Origin of the sequence: Aminivibrio pyruvatiphilus (genome assembly GCF_004366815.1) — a bacterium.
GTDB lineage: Bacteria > Synergistota > Synergistia > Synergistales > Aminobacteriaceae > Aminivibrio > Aminivibrio pyruvatiphilus.
Genome location: NZ_SORI01000001.1, coordinates 366614 through 383627 on the forward strand (window position 1 = coordinate 366614; position 17014 = coordinate 383627).

Here is a 17014-nt window from a genome sequence, read left to right on the forward strand (position 1 = left end):
TTGGGGCGCGGGGAAGGGGATGGAAGTATGACACAGAAGATCAGAAGAGGCTATCCCGGAGCTGTTCCGTTTTTTGCCGCCCTTCTCCTGGCGGTATTCTTCGCGGGAGGGACTGTTGCCTACGGGGCCGCTCCGGCGCTGAACATCCCCAGGATGATCCAGGAATGCCCCCACTTCTCGGACCACCCCGGGAGCGATGGGGTGATCTGGCTGAAGGACTCCGAGTATTCCCTCGTCGCCGACGGCTCCATGACGAGGAAGACCACCATGGTCATCCTCGCCCGCCGGGGGATCGACGACCGCTGGACCCGCTGGAGCATCCCCGTTCCCGGGGGCGGCACCGCCGAGGTGCTCTCCGCGGCGCTGTACGACCCGGGGTCGGGACGGATTCTGAGCCCGGTTCTTCCGAGGAAGGGCGAAGTGAACGGCATCGCCTTTACCGAGGTTCTTTTCCCGGACATACAGGATGAGTTCATCATCGTCCTTTCCCTGCGGGAAGTCCTCCCGAAGCGGTTCGCCGTGGAGGATTCGCTGTGGATCAACGAATCGCTCCCCCTCTGGGAACAGAAGATCACTGTGAACGTTCCCGCCGGAATGGAGCTTTCAGTGGTCTCCGAAGGAGCGGGCGAGCCCCGCCGGGAGAAGGCCGCCGGGGGCGAGCGGCACACCTGGCAGGTAGTGAACAGCCCGGCATGGAGCGGGCGGACCCTCAAAAGCGACGACCGGGATTTTCTCTCCTTCAGCACACGAAAAGGGACGGAAGCCCTGGCGAGGTACCTGGGCGCCATGGAGACACTTCTTGTGCCCCAGCCTCCTGCGGCGGTCCAAAGTATTATTGATCAAAGCAATAAGCTGAAGGCGGGGCAGGGGCTCATCGACTGGATGAACCGGGCCCCGGGATTCGCCCAGGGATTTCCTCCCTCCTTCGTCCGGCCGGACATCCCCGGAGAAGGCCCCTGGACCGACTGGGAGAAGGTCCTTCTCCTGCACCGGTGGATCCGGAAGGCCGGATGGGAGAGCAGGCTGCACTGGCTGGCCGCCCACCCCTTCGACCAGCTCTCGCCTGCTCCTGAAGCTGCGGTGATCCGTCCCGTGGTGGAGCTCAACATCTCCGGGATTTCCCCCTTCTTCTGCGATCTCGGGCAGGGCAGCAGCCCCAACGAGACGCCGCCGTCCCTCTGGGGCAAGCACATCTACACGGCCTCGGGCAGCGGACTCCAGGGACGGACCGTCTCCGGGAGCACCGCCGCCGAGCACCGGCTCTCCGTGGAGTGGGTGCTTGACCTTGACGTGAACGGGGTTGCCTCGGGGAAGGCGGATATCCTCGTCCGCAACGGATGGGTCGGCTTTTTCTTCCCGGGGGGGACGCCGACGGAACAGTCCATGGGCCGGCTCGCGGCGGAGCTGTTCCCTGGAATGCGCTTCCCGGCCGGGAGCGCATCCTTCACCCCCATCAAGTACGGCTGGAAGGTCACCCTTCCCGCCGAGCCCAGGCAGTCCATCGTGAGCGGAGGGGCCATGCTCGTTCCCTTCCCCGGGGCGACGCCGCCGTGGCTCGGAGACCTGGGGAGATCCTCCGGCGAATACCGGATGCGCTTCCCCTTCGTGGTGGAGCAGAGCTTCACCCTGAAACTCCCCCCGAAATCCGATGTGGTCATGATGCCTTCGTCGGTGAACAGGGCGCTCGACAGGGTAAAATACGAGGAATCCGTGTACCACAACAAGCGGCGGAACACCCTGTCCGCCGGGGCGAAAATCGTCCTCAGCACGGACGCGGTAAACGACAGCGTGGGAAGGGGCCTGGCCGAATCGGTTCAGCGATGGATGGCCTATGCTTCCAAAACCCTTCCCCTGCGGGTTAAATAGTCTCAGAGATTTTGTGGAGGTGTCGGTGTATGGGTGATGTTACGGCAACCCTTCGGCGTATCGTCGAGGGAGCCCTTCGGGAGGTCGCGGAGGAAAAGGGTCTTTCCGTTTCCGGGCTGCCCGAAATAGCGTTCGAGAAACCGAAGCGGGAAAACCAGGGGGATCTTTCCACCAACTGCGCCATGCAGATGAGCAGGCATTTCGGAGAAAAGCCCCTGGCGCTGGCCGAAAAAATAGTGGCACGGCTCTCCTCCGATCCCTACCTGGAAAAGGTCGAGACGGCAGGGCCCGGGTTCATCAACTTTTTCCTCTCGTCCCGGTGGATGGGGGAGGCTCTTGCCGAGATCCTCGGCCGCGGGAAGGTCTACGGTTCGTCAGACCTCGGCGGAGGCAGGCGGGTCCAGGTGGAATTCGTGAGCGCCAACCCCACCGGTCCCCTGCATGTGGGGCACGGACGCGGCGCCGCCGTGGGCGACATCATCGCCAATATCCTGAAGTTCACAGGCTGGGATGTGCAGCGGGAATACTACATCAACGACGCGGGGCTCCAGATGGATATTCTCGGACGTTCCACCCAGTCGCGCTACTTCGAGATCGCCGGCAGTCCGGAGAAGGCCCCCTTCCCGTCGGACGGGTACAAGGGCGGCTACATATACGACATCGCCGGAGCGGTGAGGGAGCGCGAGGGCGACCGTTTTCTTTCCCTTCCCCCCGAGGAGAGCCTTCCCTTCTTCAAGACTTTCGCCGCCGATACCATCCTCACCACCATCAGGAAGGACCTCGCCGACTTCGGGGTGGCCTTCGACGTGTGGTTCTCCGAGAAGAGCCTGTATGAGCGGGATCTCGTCCCCTCGGCCATGGAAACCCTGAAAACCCGCGGCTTCGCTTTCGAGCAGGACGGCGCCCTCTGGTTCAAGTCCACCGACTTCACCGACGAGAAGGACCGGGTGCTCATCCGCAGCAACGGCGTCCCCACCTACTTCGCCTCCGATATCACCTACCACAAGGAAAAATTCGACAGGGGCTTCGACCGGGTCATTGACATCTGGGGCGCGGACCATCACGGCTACGTTCCCAGGATGAAGGCGGGAGTGGAATCCCTCGGAAGGAACTCCGAAGACCTGGACGTCCTTCTGATCCAGTTCGTGAACCTGCTCCGGGACGGTCAGCAGGTGGCCATGTCGACCCGTTCGGGCGAGTTCGTCACTCTCCGTGACGTGATGGACGAGGTCGGCGTCGACGCCACCAGGTTCTTTTTCGTTATGCGCCGGAGCGATTCCCATCTCGACTTCGACCTCGAACTGGCGAAGCAGGCCTCCAACGACAATCCGGTTTATTACGTCCAGTACGCCCACGCCAGGATATGCAGCGTTCTCCGGGAGGCGGAAGCCAGGGGGATCGCCGTGCCTTCAGGAGCGGATGTTCCGGAGGGTATTTTTGCCGCCGACGAGGAGAAAAAACTCCTCTCCAGGCTCGCTGATTTCCCGAAGGAGGCCGAAAAGGCATCGAAGGATCTGGCCCCCCACATCCTGGTGAACTACGTCTCGGACCTTGCCGGGGACTTCCACTCCTTCTACAACGCCCACAGGGTGCTCGGCGAGGAAGAGCAGGTGATGAAGGCCAGGCTGCTCCTGATGCAGGCCGCCGGCACGGTTATTTCCACCGTTCTGGGCCTCCTCGGCGTGGCGGCACCGGAGAGGATGTAATGTGCTCCGGCTCAGGTGGATACTCCTTGCTGCCGTAGTGTCCCTTTTCTCGGCGATCATGGGGACGGCCTACTTCCTGGAATTCCGGAAGATAGGCCGCCTCACGGAGCTGGCGGACGAAAGGATGGCGGTGCTTGTCTCCATGAGCCGGTCGGTCCAGGAGCTCCGGGAAAAGGTGGCCTTTTATAATACCCCCGAGGGGGTGGCCCACCTTGCGCGGGAGCAGTACAACCTTTCCTTTCCGGGAGAGATGGTGTTCAAGATAGAAGTGAAGAAGAATTCCTTGCCTCAGGAGAAGCGATAGGGTATAATTCCGGGGCAAGTTTTTCCCTGCCCTTTCCTCGGGAAGGGGCCAAAAGTCCAAAGGGAGGAGGTGAAGGAACGTGCGGCCATATGAAATGATGGTGCTTGTGAGCGCCGAGATCGAGGATCCGAAGGAAGAGATCGCGAAGATCGAGGAGGTCGTGCGCAATCTTGGCGGAGAGGTGGCCAAGACCGATTTCTGGGGGAAAAGGCGTCTTGCCTATCCCATCGACAAGAAAACGGAAGGATTTTACGCCGTGTGCAATTTTTCGCTCAACCCGGACCAGCTCGTTGAGCTCAACCGTGTTCTTGGACTGCGCCCGAATGTCTATCGTCAGATGACAGTCCGTCTTGACGAAAAATAAGGAGGCAGCGCCGTGGCGAGAGGATTTAACAAGGTCATTCTGATGGGCAACCTTGCCCGGGATCCCGAGATACGCTATTCAGTGGACAAACGGGCCATGGCCCGTTTTGCCGTGGCAGTGAACAATACCTGGAAGGACAGGAACGGCGAACTGCAGGAGAGTGTTGATTTCATTCCCGTGGTCGTCTGGGGACCTGCCGCTGAAAACTGCGAGCGGTATCTCAAGAAGGGCAGCCCCGTTCTCGTGGAAGGCCGGATCCAGGTCCGGAGCTACGAGGCGAAGGATGGCTCCGGAAAACGGTACGCCACAGATGTCGTCGCCTCGGGGGTGACGTTCCTCGGGTCGAAGCGGCAGGATGATTCCCCATCCGGTTCCTTCGGCGACGACGAGGGGTATGGAGACAGCGTCCGCAAGGACCGCCGCTTCGGCTCCCAGGACGAGGACTTCCCCATGGATATTTCCGAGGTGCGGAACGAAGAGGATGCGGACATCCCCTTCTAGCAGAGAGGTTTTTTTGAAGGAGGGCAGTGCACAATGGCTGTGAATGAAGGCAGAGGCGAAGGCAGAGGACCCGGCGGCCCCGGAGGCCGCGGCGGCCGGAGAGGCGGAAAGCGCCGGCCGAAGGTATGTTTCTTCTGCGTGGACAAAATAGAGCACGTGGATTACAAAGATGTTGAAAAGCTCCGCAAGTACGTCAGCGAACGGGGAAAGATCATGCCCCGCCGCGTGACCGGAAACTGCGCGAAGCACCAGCGCCAGCTTACGGAGGCGATCAAGCGGGCAAGATACATGGCCCTTCTCCCCTTCTCCGTGGAGTAAGGCTTCGCAGCGCAACGACGTTCTTTTTCGGGGGAGGAGCCCAGCTTCTCCTCCGAAATTTTTATGTTCCCCGAACCGGCCTTCCGGCTTCAGGGCGATGTGAAAGGAGGCCAAAAGGTGACCCCCACACGAAGCCTGGTGGAATCGTCCCTCCTTGCGGGCCTTGCCGTGATCCTCTTCCTGGCGGCCCATTTTCTCCCCTTCGTCGGGGCGGCGTTCTCCCTGCTCGCCCCCGCACCCCTCGTGATACTCGGCCTGCGCCATGACCTGAAAAAGGCCGCTCTCGGACTGGCCATCGGCACCCTGCTCACCGCCGTTTTTCTCGGTCCTCTTTCGTCCCTCTTCTTTCTTCTCGGGTTCGGCGTCCTGGGCATCGGTCTCGGATTCCTGGCCAGGCGGTGCTCCAGCGGCGTGGAGGTGATGCTCTTCGGCATCCTCCTCTCCCTGGGAAGCAAGCTTCTTCTCATGGTCATCGCCGCGCGGGTGACGGGCATCAACCCCTTCCAGCTCGACGGGCCGGAAATGCAGGCCATGGTGGACAGGATCTTCGGCTTCTACGAATCGGCCGGAATGTCCCGGGAATCCCTGTCTGCGGTCCGGGATCAGTTTTCCCAGGCCATAGGGGTGCTTCCGGTGATTTTTCCCACCATTCTCAGCATGGCTGCGGCCCTGGACTGCTATCTCAGCTACACGGTGAGCGGTTTTGTCCTGAAGCGGATCAGCGGAACCTCCCTTCCCCCCCTGCCTCCCTTCTCGAGGTGGAGATTTCCGAAGAGCGTCTTCGGCGCCCTTCTGGTATCGGTGCTTCTTTCCGTCTTCGGGGCCCGTGAGGGGGAATGGAACCTGGCGATGCGCATCGGCACCAACGTCAGGATGCTCGTGAACTTTCTGTTTCTCTTCCAGGGACTCTCCCTCTACTGGTATTACCTCGGCGGAGGGGACAGCCCCCACCGGGGGGCGGGCCGTTTCTTCAGGACCGTTGCTATAATAATGGCGGTTCTCGTGCCCATGCTTTCCACCGCCACCGTCATGGTCGGCATAGCGGATATGTGGCTTGATTTCCGAACCCGTTTCAGGAGGAATGATGAACGATGAAGGTTATTTTGAAGAAGGACGTAAACAAGATAGGCGCCGCCGGCGAGCTGATCGAGACTTCTGACGGCTACGCCAGGAACTTTCTCTTCCCGAAGGGGCTTGCAGAGGAAGCCACGCCGGAGCGTCTGAAAGAGTGGCAGGAGCGGCAGTCCGCGAAGAAGAAAAAGGACGAGAAGCTGAAGAACGAGGCCCGGGAGCTCCAGAAGCGGCTCTCCGGAAAGGTCGTCCGGATCCGGGCGAGCACCGGCGAGACAGGCAAGCTCTTCGGCAGCGTTACCGCTGCGGCGGTGGCGGAGAACCTGGCGGCCCAGCATTCCGCGTCCGTGGACAAGCGGGATATCAGGATGCCCGACACGGTGAAGCAGACGGGGAACTATACCTTCACCGTCCGCCTCCATCCCGGCGTCGAGGCGGAGATGACCCTCACCGTCGAGAGCGAATGATGGCCGCCCTCCCGTCGTGGGACAGAACGCCCCCCGTCTCCCCCGAGGCGGAGCGCGCAGCTCTCGGCGCATGTCTCATGGACCGGGAGGCGCTCAATATTGTCCTTGAAGTTCTCCAGCCGGAGGACTTTTACGACCTGAACCACCGGGCCGCCTACGAGATCATCTACGAGATGGCCCAGAGGGACAAGCCGGTGGACCCCCTGACATTTCTCGAAGAACTCGCCCGGCAGGGAAAAGGGGAGCGCCTCGGAGGGCAGCCCTTCGTCGCTTCCCTGGTGGACAGCGTCCCCACCACCGCAAACGTGGAATACCATGCGGGCATCGTCCGGGACAAGGCTATCCACAGGCGGCTCATCTCCGCGGGGAACACCATCGTCAAGCTCGGCTATTCCGAGGAGCTGGACGTGGACGAGGTCCTCGAGGAAGCCGAGCGGGCGGTGTTCGAGATCGCCCAGAAGAGGAACACCACCAACTTCCGGCACATCGGCGAGGTCCTCGGCAAAACCTTCCTCCAGATCGAGGAGCAGTACAACCGTTCAGACCAGGACGTGACGGGCTTCAATTCGGGATTCTACGAACTCGACAGGCTCATGGGCGGGTTCCAGCCGGGAAGCCTGAACATCGTGGCCGCCCGTCCCTCCATGGGAAAAACGGCCTTCGCCATCAACATCGCCCAGTTCGGCGGCCAGGGAATGAAGCGCCCTGTGCTCATCTTCAGCCTGGAAATGGGTGCGGAGCAGCTCGTCCAGCGGATGCTCGGCGCAGAGGCCAGGATCAACATCCACGACCTCCGGAACGGCTCCTTTCCCAAGTCTTCCTGGGAGACCCTGGCCGAAGCGGCCGGAAGGCTTGCCGAGGCCCCCGTCTACATTGACGACAGCTCCATGCTCTCCACCCTGGAGCTCCGGGCCCGGTGCCGCCGATTCAAGTCCAGGCACAAGGACCTCGGGCTCGTGGTGGTGGACTACCTGCAGCTCATGAACTCCTCAAGGCGCATCGAGAACAAGCAGCAGGAAGTGGCGGAAATTTCCCGGGGACTGAAGGGGGTGGCCCGGGAACTGGAAGTTCCCGTCATCGCCCTGTCCCAGCTTTCCAGGGCTGTGGAGCAGCGGACGGAAAAGAAGCCCCAGCTCTCCGACCTCCGGGACAGCGGAGCCATCGAGCAGGACGCCGACACGGTCATGCTGCTGTACCGCCCCGGCTACTACGAGGCGGGCGCCCCGGGGGAGGAAGACGACAACAGGGCGTTCATCAACCTGGCCAAGCACAGGAACGGCCCCACAGGGGAGATCTCCCTCGTCTTCCTCAGGGAATACACCCGGTTCGTGAATGCCGACCGTTCCTATTGATTTTCCCTTGATTGGTCGGCGCACAGTAGAGTAGAATGCGTGTGAAGCCTTTTTCTTCGCCCAAGCTTTGGAAACCGGAGGAACGACATGGCGGGAGTCTTGAATTTTTTGAGGAATGACATGGGAAAGGAAAAAGACGCCGGAAAGAATCTTCCGGAGGATGGGCAGGCCAGGCGGCTCACTGAAATACCGGTGGACCTGATCAGCCCAAACCCGACCCAGCCCCGCCGGCATTTCGACGAGGGCGACCTGGACGATCTCGCGGCCTCCATTTCCCAGGTAGGAATCATCCAGCCCGTGGTGGTTCTCGCCGTGGAATCCGGTTACGAACTCGTGGTGGGCGAACGGAGGCTCCGGGCGGCAAAGAAGGCCGGCCTTTCCACCATACCGGCCATAGTCACCGAGGCCGACCCGGGGGAACAGCAGATCCTGGCCCTTGTGGAAAACATCCACAGGAGCAACCTCTCTGCGGTGGAGGAAGCCGCCAGCCTTCAGGCCATCATGGAGCGATCCGGATGGACCCAGACGGAACTCGCAGGAAAGCTGGGCCGTTCCCAGTCCTCCGTGGCGAACAAGCTCCGTCTCCTTCGGCTCGAGGAACCGGTGCAGCGCCTTGTCATGGAGGGAAAACTCGGCGAACGGCAGGCCCGGGCGCTGCTCTCCCTTCCCCCGGAAGACCAGGTCGCCCTCGCCGCGGAAGCCGCAGCGGAGAACATGGCCGCCAGCGAAGTGGAGCAGCGGGTAAAGGATCGCGCCCCGGAGCCGTCGAAGCCGGGGAAGAAAAGGCTGAAAAAGAACCCCCTTTCCTTCGCGGGGCCCGACGGCCCGACGGGTGAGATCCTCCGGGACGTGGCCGCCCTGGTCGAACAGAACAGGAAAAAAGGAATACCCGTGGTCTGGAAGGTGAAGGAACTCGCCCAGCGGGAGCTCGTGGTGGAGCTCGTGGTGGAACTCAAGGGAGATCTCGGGGAGACGGAGGAATGACGCAGAATGAATGAGACGCTGGAAAGCGGATACAGCCTTTCCACTTCGGAAGAACCGGGCTCGCTCCTCCTGCCGGCGGGAATTTTTCCCCTTTTGCTCTTTATCTCCCTCGTGCTCCCGAACCTCGTCTTTTCCGGCCCCTACTTCTATTCCACCCTCCATCTCATGAAATGGGCGGTCGCCCTGGTCCCCGTGGCGCTCTGCGGTCTCCTGGCCGGGCTGTCGGTCACCGTCCGCGGCACGGTCCGCACAGCTTTCACCATTGACGGTTTCGCCGTCATCTGGCTACTGTTGCTTCTCTACGTGACGGCCCAGCCTTTCTGGTCGGGACTCCGCTCTCCCGAAACCTTTTTCCAGGAATGGTTTTTCTTCGCTTCCCTCTGGCTCGTGTATGTGCTTGCGTCACGGCTTGCCGGAAGCGGGCTGCTCAGAGCTCTTTTCTGGGGATGCCTCGTAAACTGCGCCGTGAGCGTCGTCTTCGCCGAACTCCAGGTACGGGAGACACTCAACCTCCCGTTCTTCATTCTTCCCACCCCCGGTCATTACATCGCCAACACGGGACAGCAGAACATGTTCGCCCTCTGGCTCGCCCTCGGCGGCCTGAACGGCGCATTCCTGTTCTTTTCCTCTGAAAAAATCGGAAGGATTGCCCGTACCCTTCTCATGTTTCTCCTCGCCGTGACCTTCTGGGGCCTGATCTCCACCACCAGCCGCTCCGGGATTCTCGCCCTCGTCACTGGTTTTGCCGTGCTTTCCTGCTACTACCTCAGGAACCTCGGCAGGAAGAACCTGCGACACGTCCTCGCCGTGGCCGCCCTCTTCTGCGCCGTGGCGGGTCTCAACCTGGTCCTCAACGAGGGGCGGTGGGGTGTGTTGATGTACAAGATGGAGGACATGCTGGAAAAACCCCTCTCCATCGCCAACCGGGACAGCATCTGGGCCACATCCTGGACCATGTACACTGAGCGTCCCCTGAGAGGGGTGGGGCTCGGGCAGTACAAGTGGCATTACCTGGACGCCCAGAGGGAGATGCTGAAGCGGTGGCCCGGGATGAAATGGCAGTACACCCACTGGGCCCATAATGAATTTCTGCAGTGGTTCGCCGAAACGGGCACCGCCGGCGGACTGCTCATGGTGTTCCTCTGGGGGTGGTGGGCGGTTTCCGCCTTTTCCGCCTTTCTCAGGAAGAAGAAATATTCTCCGGAAGCGTACTGGGGGAGCGCCATGGTCGCCCTTTTCCTCTTCAACGCCCTGTGGACCCGGCCCTTCCACCGCATTGAGAACGTCCTCTGGCTCTCTCTCGCCTTTGCCGCGGCCAATCGGGAGATGCTCCTGCCCCTTTTCGACGCCCCGCCCCCGGAGGACTTCCGGAAAGGCGGCCGTCTCATCGGCGGGGTGACGGCGGCAGTCTGCTTTATCGGTCTCGTGTATTTCGGTTCCGGGGTCCGGGGTGACCGGATGCTCCGCCTCGCATCGGACGCAGATGATCCGGCCCTGCGTGAACAGTATATCTCCAGGGCACTTTCCGCGCCCATGGTCCGGGATCTCGCGGAGAAGGAGCGGGCCTATTTCCTCGTCTCCCTTGGACAGGAGCGGAAAGATCCCGAAATTGTCTCCGAGGGGTTGAACGGCCTCATGGCGTATTTCGGCAAGCAGCCCCACGTCCGGGAGCTCAATTACCTGAAGGAGTGGAGCAGGAGGCTGGAAAACGTTCCGCTCTACGACGAGTTTTCGTCCTACGGGGGGCCCGTGTCGGGGCTGCCGGCGGAAAAATAGAAGAATACAAACAAAGAGCGCGGGGCTTCTGCCCCGCGCTCTTTGTCGTCCGGTTCAGGAAATGGAGAGCAGTTTCGTGTAGGTGGGGTAGGGCCAGATATCCCCGGCCACGAGGGATTCCGCGGTGTCGCAGATCTGACGGATCTGGGCATAGAGAGGGAGACCCTCTTCCGTGATGGCAGCGGCACGCTCCTCCGTGTCCAGGGCGTGCATCTTCTCCCTGAGGGCTTCCAGTTTCTCCGAGGCGGAGATAAGGGACGTTTTGAGGGAGCCCAGCCTGCCGATGCAGGCGCTCCAGGAGCAGGCCTCCTTCCTGGCGTCTTCCGGCAGGGCCGACAGGGCGGAGCTTTCCAGAAGGATCTGCTTCGACAGAGCAGGAAGGATTCCCTCCCAGATCATGGTGCGGAGGACGCCCATCTCGATCTCTACAGTTTTGATGTACTGTTCGAGCCGGATCTCGTAGTAGGCGATCACTTCCCTGTCGGTCATGATGTGAAGCTTCGAGAGCAGCTCCCTGTTCTCCGGCAGGAGGAAGAGGGCCAGCGCCTCCGGTGTGGAATTGACGATGGTAAGACCCCGCTTCTTTGCCTCCTCATGCCACTGGGGGCTGTAGGCGTTCCCCTCGAAGCGGAAGGCCCTGCTCTCGGCGGCGGCGAACTTGATGGCCTCGAGGGCGGCGTCAAGGGCATCCACTTCTCCCACCCTGCTCTCGATCATGTCTCCCACCGTTTCCAGTCCCCAGGCCCACGCCGCGAGCATCATGGTCAGGGGGCCTGCGATGGACTGGGGGGCGCCGGGGGCCCGGAACTCGAACTTGTTGCCCGTGAAGGCCAGGGGAGCCGTGCGGTTCCGGTCCGAGTTGTCCGCCATGACCGAGGGGAGTTTGTTCATTCCAAGGTCGATGAGGGCCTGGGCGGGCATGTCGTCGGGAAGCCCTTTTTCCACGGCCTCGAGAATGCCGGTCAGGGTGGAGCCGAGGTAGGCGCTCATGATGGCCGGTGGAGCCTCGTTCCCGCCGAGCCTGTGCATGTTTCCCGGTGAGGCGATGGCGGCCCGGAGCAGGCTGTGGAACTTTGAGACGCCGAGGAGCAGGGCGCTCAGAAACGTCAGGAACTGGATGTTCTTTCTATGGTTGGACGACGGTTTCAGGAGGTTCCTGCCTTCGCTGTCCATGATGGAGAAGTTCACGTGCTTCCCGCTGCCGTTGAGCCCTGCGAAGGGCTTCTCGTGGAGCAGAAGCTGGAAGTCGTGGCGCCTGGCCATTTTCCGCATCACGTCCATGATCTGCTGGTTCTGGTCGCAGGCGAGGTTGGCGTCGGCGAACTGGGGGGCGAACTCGAACTGGCACGGGGCCACCTCGTTGTGCCGGGTGGTAATGACCACGCCCAGCCGGTACAGATCACGCTCCACGTCCTCCATGAACGAGAGGACCCTGGCGGGGATGGAGCCGAAATAATGGTCCTCCATCTGCTGTCCCTTGGGAGGGGGACAGCCCAGGATGGTCCTGCCGCAGTACCGGATGTCAAGACGGTTTTTTGCCACGGCGCTGTCCACGAGGAAATACTCCTGTTCTGCCCCGACGGTCACGTGGGCCCACTTGATTCCCCTGTTGCCGAAGAGCTTGAGGAGACGCATGGAGCGGGTTTCCACGGCATCCACCGCTTTGAGGAGAGGGGTTTTGAGGTCCAGGGGGGTGCCGTCATAGGAGATGAACACCGAGGGGATGCAGAGGGTTCCGCCTTTCTTGCTCATCATGATGAAGGCCGGGCTCGAAGGGTCCCAGGCGCTGTAGCCCCGGGCCTCGAAAGTGGACCGGATGCCGCCCGAGGGAAGGGAGGAAGCGTCGGGCTCGCTCTGGATGAGTTCTTTTCCCTTGAAGGACTCGATGGGCATCCCGCTTTCATCCTTGGACATGAAGGACATGTGCTTTTCGGCGGTCATTTCCGTCCGGGGGTGGAACCAGTGGGTCCAGTGGGTGGCCCCCTTCGAGAGGGCCCATTCCTTCATGGCCGCAGCCACCATGTCCGCCATGGCCGAGTCGAGCTTCTGTCCTCCTTCGATGGAGGCCATGAGCGCCTCGAAAATATGCTGGGGAAGTCTCTCCTTCATTGCCCGCCTGTCGAAAACGTACATTCCGAAAATTTCCCGTGCCTTGTCGAATTCCACTTCGGTTCAACTCCTTCCGGCTGTTCCCGCAAAATAAAAACGATGCCACTTTATAGCACTGACTCCGGACATTAGTCAAGAGAAAAACCGAAATGTACTGCATAAAAAACATGGAAGGTTGTTTTTGAGGCAAAGCGATAGATTCTAAGCAGGTGTTTGTCTAAAATGCAGTCCATGGAAAAAGAGAAAAAACTCCGGGGCCGCCGAAGAGGCCCCTGTGCACGCCCGGAAGGCTTCCGGCAGCGCCCGGGAGGCGAAAGCCGTTCCTCTTCCGGGGATATGGTGTAAAATCAATCATGGAATGATTCTTGCCCCTGTACTCCGGGCCGGCCTGCACCGGCGACCATTTTTCTCGAAAGGCGGGGATTCCCCATGCTGCTCCGGAAGGAATTCATCTTCGACGCCGCCCACAACCTGGTGGAATATCACGGAAAGTGCGAGCGGCTTCATGGACATACATACAGGCTGGCAGTGGTACTGAAGGGCTCGCCCGACAGGGAGGGAATGATCGCTGATTTCTGCGAGGTTTCCTCCCTTGTGAAGGAGAGGGTCATCTCCAGGCTCGATCATGCCTACCTGAACGACATTCTTCCCCAGCCCACGGCGGAGTACATCGCCCGGTGGGTCTGGGAGCAGGTGGCGGAACCCCTTCGCCGCCCGAACTGCAGGCTCTGGGAAGTGGAGGTCTGGGAGACCGCCACGAGCTGCGCGGTGCTCACAGCCGAGGACATGGACCATGCGTGACGTGCAGAGCGAACGGGACTCCCGCCGGATTCCCATCGACAGGGTGGGGGTCGGCGGCGTGTCATACCCCATCGTGGTCCTGGACCAGAAAGAGAACATCCAGCACACCGTGGCTTCCGTCTCCATGTCCGTCTCTCTTCCCCACGAATACCGGGGCACCCACATGAGCCGGTTCATCGAGGTGCTCCACGAGTTCCAGGGGAAGGTGACCCTGCCTCACATGGAGCAGATTGCCGAGGATCTCCGGACGGTCCTTTCCGCCGAGTGCGCGGAGATCGTCTTTTCCTTCCCCTATTTCATATCGAGAAATGCCCCCGTCTCGGGGCTGAGCAGCTTCACCAGGTACGACGTTTCCTTTACGGCCGTCAAGGGAGAGGACTTCTTCGACCTGGTGACCTCAGTCACCGTCCCGGTCCAGACCCTGTGCCCCTGCTCCCGGGAGATCTCCGAGGCCGGGGCCCACAACCAGCGGGCCTTCGTGACCATCGCCGCCCGGATGAACGGGCTCGTGTGGATCGAAGAACTGGTTGACATTGCCGAGAGAAATGCGTCCGCTCCGGTGTATACTTTATTGAAGCGGGAGGACGAAAAATTCGTCACGGAACAGGCCTACAACACCCCCCGCTTCGTGGAGGACGTTCTGCGGGACGTGGCGGTGGACCTGGAGGCCGAGGACAGGATCACCTGGTACAGCATCCGGGTCGCCAGCAGCGAAAGCATACACAATCACGACGCCTTCGCGTCCCTTGAAAGGGACAAGGAAGGAAAGGGGAAAAAACGGGAGGAACGGAAATGAAGGTTGTGTTTTGGGGAAAGGAATTTTTCCGCCTGAAGGACTCCCTTGACGGTGCCTTCTCAGGTCATGACATTCTCGTCGCCGATCCTGCGGACGACCGGGGAGCCCTGGGGGATGCGGAAATGCTCGTCGTCAGGCCCGTGACGGTGGACGATGCCCTTCTCTCCCGGGCCCCCGCCCTGAAGCTCGTCCAGCAGTGGGGGGCCGGGGCCGAGGGGATCGACCTCGACGCCTGTTCCCGCAGGGGAATCTTCGCCTGCAATGTTCCCTCCATCGGAACGGGGAACGCCGAGGGAGTCGCCGAGGTGGCGTTCCTCCACATGCTGATTCTGGCCAAACGATTTTTCCGTGCCAGGGAGAAGCTTCTCGAAGGAAAGGTCTACACTCCTCCGGGAATGGCCCTGTGGGGGAAAAAGGCCTGCGTCATAGGCCTCGGCAACGTGGGACGGTCCATCACGGTGAGGATGAAGGCTTTCGGTATGAAGGTGACCGGGGTTAACCGCACCCTTCCGGCGGACCATGCCCGCTGGGGAATCGATACCTTCGTTACTCTCACCGATGCCGAAAAGGCGGTGAAGGGGGCGAAATTCGTCGTGACGGCCCTTGCCCTCACCCCGGAGACGGAAAATATCGTGGGCGAGCCCCTTTTTCGGGCCATGGACAGGGATGCCTTCTTCATCAACGTGGCCAGGGGCGGCATAGTGAGCCGGCAAGCCCTGGAACGTGCCCTGGAGGAGGAATGGATCGCCGGCGCCGGGCTCGATGTCCTCTGGGAGGAGCCCCACCGGACGGACGATCCTTTCCTCGCCCATCCGAAGGTGGTGGTGACCCCCCACATCGGCGGTGTGAACGACGCCTCCCTCGAGGGAGTCCTCAGGTTCATTGCAGGCAATGCGGCGCTCCTTGCGGAGGGAAAGAGACCCATGTCGTGTCTCAACGAAAGCGGGACGGGGCGGAAGAAGTCTTGAAAGAAACCCTGTCCGCCCTGTTCCGGAGATTCCTGTATTTTTTTCTGATCCTTGTCATCGCCGTCGGAGTGGTGTACATCTATTTTCTATGGTGGGAACGCAGGGAGTCCCTGAATCCGGAGGTGGTATCCGCCGTTCCCTACACCCATTCCGACAGGATCCCCGCCCGGGCGGTGCTTCTCTGGCGGGAGGAAGTGGTTTCCTCCCGGTGGAGCGGCGCGGTGGCCTTCCCTGCCCCCGGCCCGAGAAGGGTGGCGAAGGGGGAGACCCTCGCGGTGGTCAGCGCGCCCTCCGGAAAGATGGCGGTCAAGGCGGAGAAAACGGGGTATTTCGTTCCCGCCCTTGACGGCGCCGAAGGAGAGTGGACCTACGCCGCCTTCTGGAACGGCATGGCTCCCCTGCCGTCCGCTCCTCCGGCGCAGTTCATAGGACCAGGGACCTTCGTGGAGAAAGGACGGCCGGTGGGGAAGCTCATTTCCCAGCCCCAGGATCTTCGCTGCATCCTCTACGCGGACGTGACGCCGTCCCTTGAGCGGGACATCAGGGCGGGATTCGTCCGGGTGAAGACGAAGGAAACGGAGTGGGCGGCGAAGGCTGAAGTCCGGGTCGCCCGGTTTCTTGATTCGAAAGTGAAGCTCTACCTGACGCTCCCGTTCTTCCCCGCCTCCGCGACGGCTTCCAGGGAGATGGGCCTTCTTCTCGAAGCGGGAGAGCGAAGCGGGGTCTCCGTCCCGGAATCGGCGGTGCTTTTCCGGGAGGGGCGGCTTGGGGTGCTCCTGGTGGACGGAAATATGGTCCATTTCCAGGCAGTCCGGGGAATTCCGGTGGAGGGCGGCAGATTTTTCATCACAGAGGGACTGAGGCCCGGAAATATCGTGGTGCTCCATGCCCAGAACGGAAAGGAAGGGAAAATCCGTTTATGGTAACTTCTATTCGGGACAACCTGGAATCGGTCCGGGACGACATTCGAAAGGCCGCTGCCCTGTGCGGCAGGCGGGAGGAGGAGATTCTTCTCGTTGCCGTGACGAAGACACGTCCGGTGGAGGATGTGGCGGAAGCGGTACGCTGCGGCGTGACGGCCGTGGGGGAGAACAGGGTCCAGGAACTGCTGGAGAAGCGGGCCCTCTGGCCAGGGGGCGTCGAACCGCAGTGGCGGCTCATCGGCCACCTCCAGCGGAACAAAGTCCGGAAGGCTCTTTCCGTTGCCTCCACAGTGGACTCGGTGGACTCCCCGGAACTGGCCGCCGCCCTCTCGAGGATCGCCGCGGAGGAAGGCAGAATCCTTCCCGTGCTTCTCGAGGTGAACACGTCCGGTGAAGCCTCCAAGCACGGGGTTGCCCCGGGGGAAGCGGAAGCCCTGCTTCACCATATTCTCCGGAACTGTCCTTCTCTCCGTCCGGAAGGCTTCATGACCATCGGGCCCCTCACCGGGGGAGAAACGGATGTGCGGAGGGCCTTCGCCCTTCTCCGGACCATCTGCGATTCTGCGCGCGGCAGCACGGGGCTGGCTCTTCCGGAACTTTCCATGGGAATGAGCGGCGATTTCTTCTGGGCGGTGCAGGAAGGAAGCACCATGGTGCGTGTCGGTTCGTCCATATTCGGTGCGCGCCGGTGAAAGACGGGGGTGGAGG

General features: G+C 61.5%; 17 protein-coding genes. 16 read left to right on the top strand and 1 reads right to left on the bottom strand.

Features of this window, described 5'->3' with window-relative positions; translation table 11 throughout:
- Positions 1-27: 27 nt before the first annotated feature.
- The 11 genes from C8D99_RS01645 to C8D99_RS01695 all read left to right on the top strand — a co-directional run bounded on the left by C8D99_RS01645 (position 28) and on the right by C8D99_RS01695 (position 10709).
- Positions 28-1866 carry a hypothetical protein gene (locus tag C8D99_RS01645; protein ID WP_133955660.1) on the top strand — a complete coding sequence of 613 codons (1839 nt, stop codon included), beginning with the start codon at positions 28-30 and terminating at the stop codon, positions 1864-1866.
- A 29-nt stretch (positions 1867-1895) separates the two neighbouring features.
- Positions 1896-3572, top strand: coding sequence for an arginine--tRNA ligase (argS, locus tag C8D99_RS01650; protein WP_133955661.1), 1677 nt, complete (start codon positions 1896-1898; stop codon positions 3570-3572).
- Between the two features lies 1 nt (position 3573).
- Positions 3574-3876 carry a septum formation initiator gene (locus tag C8D99_RS01655; RefSeq protein WP_133955663.1) on the top strand — a complete coding sequence of 101 codons (303 nt, stop codon included), beginning with the start codon at positions 3574-3576 and terminating at the stop codon, positions 3874-3876.
- A gap of 79 nt (positions 3877-3955) precedes the next feature.
- Complete coding sequence (rpsF, locus tag C8D99_RS01660; RefSeq protein ID WP_133955664.1) at positions 3956-4240, top strand: 30S ribosomal protein S6; 285 nt, start codon at positions 3956-3958, stop codon at positions 4238-4240.
- 12 nt (positions 4241-4252) lie between these two features.
- Positions 4253-4741: a single-stranded DNA-binding protein gene (locus C8D99_RS01665; protein WP_133955666.1), complete on the top strand. Its 489-nt coding sequence runs from the start codon at positions 4253-4255 to the stop codon at positions 4739-4741.
- Positions 4742-4774: 33 nt separating this feature from the next.
- Positions 4775-5059: a 30S ribosomal protein S18 gene (gene rpsR, locus C8D99_RS01670; RefSeq protein WP_133955668.1), complete on the top strand. Its 285-nt coding sequence runs from the start codon at positions 4775-4777 to the stop codon at positions 5057-5059.
- A 117-nt stretch (positions 5060-5176) separates the two neighbouring features.
- On the top strand, positions 5177-6154 hold the full coding sequence (locus tag C8D99_RS01675; protein ID WP_133955670.1) for a YybS family protein: 978 nt from the start codon (positions 5177-5179) through the stop codon (positions 6152-6154).
- Positions 6151-6597: a 50S ribosomal protein L9 gene (gene rplI, locus C8D99_RS01680; RefSeq protein WP_133955672.1), complete on the top strand. Its 447-nt coding sequence runs from the start codon at positions 6151-6153 to the stop codon at positions 6595-6597. The genes C8D99_RS01675 and rplI overlap by 4 nt, the downstream gene beginning before the upstream one ends.
- Positions 6594-7949 carry a replicative DNA helicase gene (gene dnaB / locus C8D99_RS01685; protein ID WP_243833799.1) on the top strand — a complete coding sequence of 452 codons (1356 nt, stop codon included), beginning with the start codon at positions 6594-6596 and terminating at the stop codon, positions 7947-7949. Before rplI ends, dnaB begins: the two co-directional genes overlap by 4 nt.
- A gap of 120 nt (positions 7950-8069) precedes the next feature.
- Entirely contained in the window at positions 8070-8933 is an 864-nt protein-coding gene (locus C8D99_RS01690) for a ParB/RepB/Spo0J family partition protein (RefSeq protein WP_208321033.1), read from the top strand.
- 6 nt (positions 8934-8939) lie between these two features.
- Positions 8940-10709, top strand: coding sequence for an O-antigen ligase family protein (locus C8D99_RS01695; protein ID WP_133955678.1), 1770 nt, complete (start codon positions 8940-8942; stop codon positions 10707-10709).
- Between the two features lie 54 nt (positions 10710-10763).
- Here C8D99_RS01695 and C8D99_RS01700 read toward each other — a convergent pair whose 3' ends face one another.
- Positions 10764-12875 carry a glutamine synthetase III family protein gene (locus C8D99_RS01700; RefSeq protein WP_274542656.1) on the bottom strand — a complete coding sequence of 704 codons (2112 nt, stop codon included), beginning with the start codon at positions 12873-12875 and terminating at the stop codon, positions 10764-10766.
- Between the two features lie 372 nt (positions 12876-13247).
- On the opposite strand from C8D99_RS01700, the gene queD reads away from it, so the two are divergent.
- From queD to C8D99_RS01725, 5 genes are read left to right on the top strand one after another with little or no spacing between them, the layout of a single operon-like run.
- A complete protein-coding gene (gene queD, locus C8D99_RS01705) occupies positions 13248-13619 on the top strand; it encodes a 6-carboxytetrahydropterin synthase QueD (protein WP_133955679.1) in 372 nt (123 codons plus the stop codon).
- Positions 13612-14415: a GTP cyclohydrolase FolE2 gene (gene folE2, locus C8D99_RS01710; protein WP_133955681.1), complete on the top strand. Its 804-nt coding sequence runs from the start codon at positions 13612-13614 to the stop codon at positions 14413-14415. Before queD ends, folE2 begins: the two co-directional genes overlap by 8 nt.
- On the top strand, positions 14412-15383 hold the full coding sequence (locus C8D99_RS01715; protein WP_133955683.1) for an NAD(P)-dependent oxidoreductase: 972 nt from the start codon (positions 14412-14414) through the stop codon (positions 15381-15383). The genes folE2 and C8D99_RS01715 overlap by 4 nt, the downstream gene beginning before the upstream one ends.
- Positions 15380-16309, top strand: a complete 930-nt coding sequence (locus tag C8D99_RS01720; RefSeq protein WP_133955685.1) for an efflux RND transporter periplasmic adaptor subunit — start codon at positions 15380-15382, stop codon at positions 16307-16309. Before C8D99_RS01715 ends, C8D99_RS01720 begins: the two co-directional genes overlap by 4 nt.
- Positions 16303-16998: a YggS family pyridoxal phosphate-dependent enzyme gene (locus tag C8D99_RS01725; RefSeq protein ID WP_133955687.1), complete on the top strand. Its 696-nt coding sequence runs from the start codon at positions 16303-16305 to the stop codon at positions 16996-16998. Before C8D99_RS01720 ends, C8D99_RS01725 begins: the two co-directional genes overlap by 7 nt.
- The last annotated feature ends 16 nt before the right edge of the window (positions 16999-17014 follow it).